Here is a 6,248-nt window from a genome sequence, read left to right as displayed (position 1 = left end):
TTAACAGGGAGGGTGGCATGGCGTAAGCCATGACGGGAGGGTTTACTCTTTAAACTTCAGCATCCAAAATATTGCCTTGTTTTAAGGTAACCCCTCAGTCGGCTACGCCGACAGCTCCCCTGGAAGGGAGCCTTTAGGTTAGCAGCTCTCATAACATGTTGGAAAATTAGCTGCATCTTATATATTCCAAGATATGATATATTTAACTAAATTCCTTTCTTTATCTGATAAACTGTATATAATATAAATATATAGTTATTTATATTATATACAGTTTATTGTTTATATTTTTAATAAAGGATGACTTGAATATGAAAAACTTTTTAATAATCAATACATCTTTTTTTGGCGATATTTTACTGACCGGTCCATTATGCCGCAATATAAAAGCTGTATTTCCTGACAGCCATACCGTATTCATCGCCAATAAACCTTTTATTGATGCCGCCCGTCATTTGGATGGTGTCGATGAAGTTATCGCTTATGACAAAGATGGTCAACATCACGGTATATTAGGTGCCTACAGATTTTATCAGCAATACCGCCATGTTTTTGCTGCCGGCTTTACGGCAGCATTTGTCATTTATGGTAACGAACGCGGTATAATCTTAGCGCGTCTTTTTGGTGCTAAAAAAGTATATGCCGAAAACAAAGGTCTGATACGTTTATTACTTAGTAATAAAAATATTGATTATCATGGTAAATACCGTGTACCAGAACGTAATGCTATCTTATTAGAACAATACATCCACGCACCGGTGAAGGATCTGCCTATGATTTATAAACCGCCGCGTATTGCTTATGATGATGCTGTCCAGCTGCTTGAAGCGGCCGGTATAGACAATACGGATAAGTTTATCTGTATCTGCGCTGTTTCTAAAAAAATCGAAAAAGATATTCCGGCTAAAATATGCGCCCAATTAATTGACAAATTTCAATCTACCGATTATAAAGTACTATTTCTGGGTGCCGGCAGCCGTGCAACAAAATACAGCGGGCAATTACGGAAATTAACCAATCATTATATTGATTTTACTAATAAAACTTCTATAGCCCAGCTCGCCGCCATTTTGCAATTGAGTGCTGCTTTAATAAGTGTTGATACCGGTACCATGCATTTGGGACTTGCCGTGGACATTCCGGTGACGGCTTTATTCTATATCAGTGATGATGCCCATATAGCAAAGTGGGCACCCGGCCCGAATTTATATAAGGCAAATTTGTTGAAGTCAAATGAATGTTCTCCTGATAGAGTTTTTGCAGCTACATTAAATATTATCGGAAAATAAATAAAACCTGCGGTAAAAATTTTTACTGCAGGTTTTATTATCTTACAAAACATATCTTTTCTTATTAATTCAGCACCTTGTGTGGTGCAATATATTGTCCATTTTCACTGATTATGCCAATTCCGGCAAAATCAACATCGTTGTATACTAGTACAGCCGTACCATCTTTCTGGCTGCCATCATGTTCTATTTTTTTCCCTTGGCGAAAATTTGCAATTGCCAATTCATCTACTGCACATCCCGGTATATAATTCAAAAGGATGTTCACTTCTTGCAATGACTGTAAAGGATTATTAGCTATTTCTTCCAATGTATGGCTATCTGCAAGAGAAAAACTACCTACTGCAGTACGAATCAAAAATCCCATTGTTGCTGGTATTCCTAAGCTTTTGCCGATATCTACACACAATGAGCGAATATATGTTCCTTTTGAGCAATGAACGTCAATACAAAATTTATCAGTAAAAATTTGTCGTAAGACCAATTCATAAATATGAATTGATCGGGGTGGTATTACAACATCAATATGGCTTCTGGCTAAATCGCAGGCCTTGCGGCCGTTTATCTTTATTGCCGAATAGACAGATGGTGTCTGCATTATATCACCGTAAAAGCCCAATAAAGCTGTCGTTATTTTTTCCTGCGGCGGCATGGTAAACAAGGTTTTTTCCAAAATATTACCCGTATCGTCATCGGTATCAGTACTCAGTCCAAGCAGTACTTCTGCCCGATAGCGCTTATCTGTATTTCCCATATATTCCAAAAGCCTGGTGGCATTTCCAACCGCAACAGGTAATACTCCGGCCGCTGCCGGATCAAGTGTTCCGGCATGACCAATTTTTTTTGTGCCATATATGCGCCGCAAACAACTAACCACATCATGTGATGTCATTCCCGGCGGTTTGAGTACATTGATAAATCCATTAATGGGCATTTTATTTTTCCGCCATTTCATTGATTATGGCAGTAATGATTTTTTGTCTGGCCACAGCAAACGGCAACTTCAAAGTACAGCCGGCAGCCCGCACGTGTCCGCCACCGCCTAAGGCTTCAGCTATCGTTGCTACATCTGTATTTTTAGAGCGCATGCTTATGCGAGTCAGCTCATCACCAGCATATTTTACCAGTACGGCAACATCAACCCCTTCGACTATCCGGGCAATATCTACAAATCCTTCCGTAGAGGTGCAATTGTCAACAATGTTTTTATCAGCACCAATTACTGCAACAGTTCCGTCATTATAAAGTTCGAGTGAATTAATAACAGCGGCAAGTATTTTTATGTCATCATATTTTTTTTGATCCAATGCCTCTGAAATAAGATTGGGTCTGACGCCAATATCCAATAGTTCTCCAGCAATCCGCATCGTATAAGCTGTAGTATTGGAATATTTAAAAAATCCACAGTCAGTGGCAATGGCAGTATAGATACATACTGCCATATTTAAATCAAATTGTATATCAAGTGTCTTGAGCAGCTCATACATAATTTCACCGGTAGCTGCCCGCTGTGGTTCCAGATAAAGGAAATCGGCTGTGCGCGTATTCGAACGATGATGGTCAAAATTTAGTATTGGTGCGTCAGCAATGGTCGTTACACGTCCCACACGCTCCGGCTCCGCATCCAGTACAATAAGTAAATCGACATCTTTTATTTTTTCATCAGGTTTTTTAAATATTTCCCAACCTGGTAAAAAATGATATGCCTCAGGAATTTCATCATCGACAAATATTTTGACATCATGTCCGCTTTTAGTCAAAGCATGATACAGTCCCAGCGTCGAACCAAGTCCGTCACAATCCGGATTGACATGTGGCGCGATTATTATATGCCGGGCGCTCTTTATTTTTTCTGCCGCTTCCTTAATCGTTACTTCCATCGTCAGATTCCTCTTTCGCCGAGCGATGTATTTTGTTTATTAAATCCTGAATATGGGCACTATACTGCATTGTGGTATCAGGATAAAAAGCTATTTCAGGAACAAATTTTATCCGCATGCGCTTGGCCAGTTCCTGGCGTATATAACCACAGGAATGTCTCAATCCCTGCCAGGTATTTTCAAATTGTTCGCTACTGCCAAGAATACTCACATATATCTTAGCAGTTTTCAAGTCGCTGGATACATCGACTTTAGTAACAGTAACAAAACCGATGCGAGGATCTTTCAAACCGCGCAAGATAATATCACTGACTTCTTCTTTTATTTGTTCTTGTATTTTTTCGACACGGACACCCATTTATATCACTACCTTCTGTGTCAACTGATTACAAACTCTGTGGTGCAATTTCTTCCATGATGTAGGCTTCGATTATGTCGCCTTCTTTAAAGTCACGATAGTTTTCTATGGTAATACCGCATTCGTAGCCTGCCGAAACTTCTTTCACATCATCTTTGAAGCGACGCAGTGATTCAAGTTGACCTTCATGTACAACAATATTATCACGGACTATCCGGATCTTTGATGTGTTAGTAATTTTGCCTTCCAACACATATGAACCGGCTACCAAAGCTTTTGAGAACTTCATGACCTGGCGTATTTCCACTTTGCCCTGAATTGTTTCTTTAAATTTAGGTGCCAGCATACCCTTCATGGCAGCTTCAATATCATTTATTGCTTCATAAATGACTCGGTATGTGCGTATATCTATATCTTCTGTATCAGCCAGCTTTCTGGCATTGCTGTCAGGCCGCACATTAAACGCCAGAATAAGCGCATTAGATGCTGAGGCCAGCATTACATCAGACTCATTTACCGCGCCGACACCGGAATGGACGATATTTACCCGTACTTCATCACTTTTATTCAGACCCAGCAACGAAGTCTTCAGCGCTTCTAATGAACCCTGAACATCAGTTTTTAACAAGATGTTCAAATCTTTTATATTGCCTTCATTTATCTGTTGGAATAAGTCATCCAGAGAAACTTTTTTATTTTTAATCAATTCGGTGCGCTGTTTTTCAACGCGTTTTTCTGCAATGGTACGAGCTAAATGTTCGTCCAAAGCAGCCATTTCATCGCCTGCTTCCGGTACATCAGACAGGCCCAACACTTCAACAGGTACCGACGGACCGGCTTTTTTGATCTTTTCACCGCGGTCATTGATCATAGCGCGAACCTTGCCAAAAGCTGTGCCAGCGATAATCGAATCACCAATATGAAGTGTTCCATTTTGTACAAGCACTGTGGCGACCGGACCGCGTCCTTTATCAAGCTGTGCTTCGATAATTACTCCGCGTGCATCATGGTTAGGATTAGCTTTTAATTCCTGCATTTCAGCTACAAGCAGAATCATTTCCAATAAATCATTTATGCCAAGCTTCTGTTTAGCCGAAACCGGCACCATAATAGTATCACCGCCCCAATCTTCGGCAATCAGTTCATGTTCAGCCAGCTGCTGTTTTACATGTTCGGGGTTCGCACCAGGTTTATCTATTTTATTAATTGCCACAACGATTGGTACCTTAGCTGATTTAGCATGGTTTATAGCTTCCAGTGTCTGCGGCATTACACCGTCATCGGCTGCTACAACCAGTACAGCTATATCTGTTACCTGGGCACCACGCGCCCGCATTGCCGTGAAAGCTTCATGACCTGGTGTGTCAAGAAATACAATTTTCTTATCTTTACACATAACTTGATAAGCACCAATATGTTGTGTTATCCCACCGGCTTCGTTTGATGTTACCGAAGTTTTTCTTATTACATCAAGTAGTGATGTCTTACCATGGTCAACATGTCCCATAACTGTAACTACAGGCGGACGAGGCCGTAAATCCCTGGCTGCATCTTCAATTTCCGGTATTTCCGTCAAATCGACTTCTGGTGGCAGTTCTTCGACATTTATATTAAACTCTGCCGCTACTAATACAGCTGTATCAAAATCAATTTCCTGATTAATTGTCGCCATTATTCCCAGCGTCATTAATTTCTTGATGACATCGGTCACTGTATAAGTCATTTTACTGGCTAGTTCCTTGACAGAAATACTTTCGCCGACCTTGATTATTTTAGGACGGATTATTTCTTGTTTCTGCTGAATTGGATGGTTTCTGTTATTTCTGTTACCGCGCCAATTTTTTCTGCCATTATTGCGATGTGAATTAAAGCTTTGGCCGCCGCTTTGATTATTGTGTCTATTTTGGTTTGGACGATTGGTGTTACCTCTGTTGCTGCTATTGCCCCTGTTAGTAGTAGTATTACCAGTGTTTCTATTACCGGTATTACCGGCACTTCTATTACCAGTATTACCGGTATTACCAGCACTTCTATTACCAGTATTTCCGGTACTGCTGCTGGTTCGGATATTGTTTCCCGGCCTGCTATTGCCAGTATTGTCATTGTGATGACTTCTGTGCATACTGCTGTCTCCGGCCGCTGTTCTGTCTTTTACCGGATTTCTATGTTGTTGGGCAGACTGCTGGGGCCGGCGTTGTTCTGTAGTTCTATTAGGCCGGTCATTATTAACTGTACGCGATTTTTCGCCACTTTGATGTTGATTGCCGCTTCTATTGATTTTTACGGTATCTGTTTGATGTTGAGCTGTAGTTTTTATCTTATCATTACCCCTATGCAATTGTTTTTTTTCGTGGTACTGGGTTTTATGCGTTGCAGCTGTGCTGCTGTTTGTCTTGGAATCATTCGGCAAACCAGCCTTCGGTTTACTGCCTTTTTCCCTTTTCTCATCACCTGCGACAGTTGTTTTATGTGCTGCATCGTCATATTGCTTAATTTGCTGCGTTCTTACTGGTGCTATTTGCTTCACTGACACTGTTTGTTTCACTGCTGCTATCTTGTTTTCCACCAGTCTGCGTTCATCATCACCAACGGTGCTGGCATGGCTTTTTACGGTTATATTATTACCACGCAATATATTCAAAACCGTCTTACTGTCAGTATTAAATTCTTTAGCTAAATCATATACTCTATATTTGGACATCGATCCACCCCCGCTTAACT

5 protein-coding genes are annotated in these 6,248 nt (G+C 40.6%); 1 reads left to right on the top strand and 4 read right to left on the bottom strand.

Annotated elements, in window-relative coordinates:
* Window positions 1-311 precede the first annotated feature (311 nt).
* Window positions 312-1,289 (top strand): glycosyltransferase family 9 protein, encoded by a 978-nt coding sequence (locus tag I6751_RS08990; protein ID WP_196591649.1) that lies wholly within the window; start codon window positions 312-314, stop codon window positions 1,287-1,289.
* A 64-nt stretch (window positions 1,290-1,353) separates the two neighbouring features.
* Here the strand turns inward: I6751_RS08990 and truB are convergent, their stop codons facing one another.
* Genes truB through infB form a run of 4 tightly spaced genes read right to left on the bottom strand, consistent with a single transcriptional unit; the run spans window position 1,354 to window position 6,228 of the window.
* A complete protein-coding gene (truB, locus tag I6751_RS08985; RefSeq protein ID WP_196591648.1) occupies window positions 1,354-2,223 on the bottom strand; it encodes a tRNA pseudouridine(55) synthase TruB in 870 nt (289 codons plus the stop codon).
* A 1-nt stretch (window position 2,224) separates the two neighbouring features.
* Window positions 2,225-3,169 carry a DHH family phosphoesterase gene (locus I6751_RS08980; RefSeq protein WP_182186282.1) on the bottom strand — a complete coding sequence of 315 codons (945 nt, stop codon included), beginning with the start codon at window positions 3,167-3,169 and terminating at the stop codon, window positions 2,225-2,227.
* Entirely contained in the window at window positions 3,153-3,527 is a 375-nt protein-coding gene (rbfA, locus tag I6751_RS08975; protein WP_182186284.1) for a 30S ribosome-binding factor RbfA, read from the bottom strand. Before rbfA ends, I6751_RS08980 begins: the two co-directional genes overlap by 17 nt.
* Window positions 3,528-3,555: 28 nt before the next feature.
* A complete protein-coding gene (gene infB / locus I6751_RS08970) occupies window positions 3,556-6,228 on the bottom strand; it encodes a translation initiation factor IF-2 (protein ID WP_196591647.1) in 2,673 nt (890 codons plus the stop codon).
* Between the last annotated feature and the right edge of the window lie 20 nt (window positions 6,229-6,248).

This window comes from Pectinatus frisingensis, assembly GCF_015732285.1.
Classification (GTDB): domain Bacteria; phylum Bacillota; class Negativicutes; order Selenomonadales; family Selenomonadaceae; genus Pectinatus; species Pectinatus frisingensis.
This window is presented reverse-complemented; position numbering and strand designations above follow the sequence as displayed.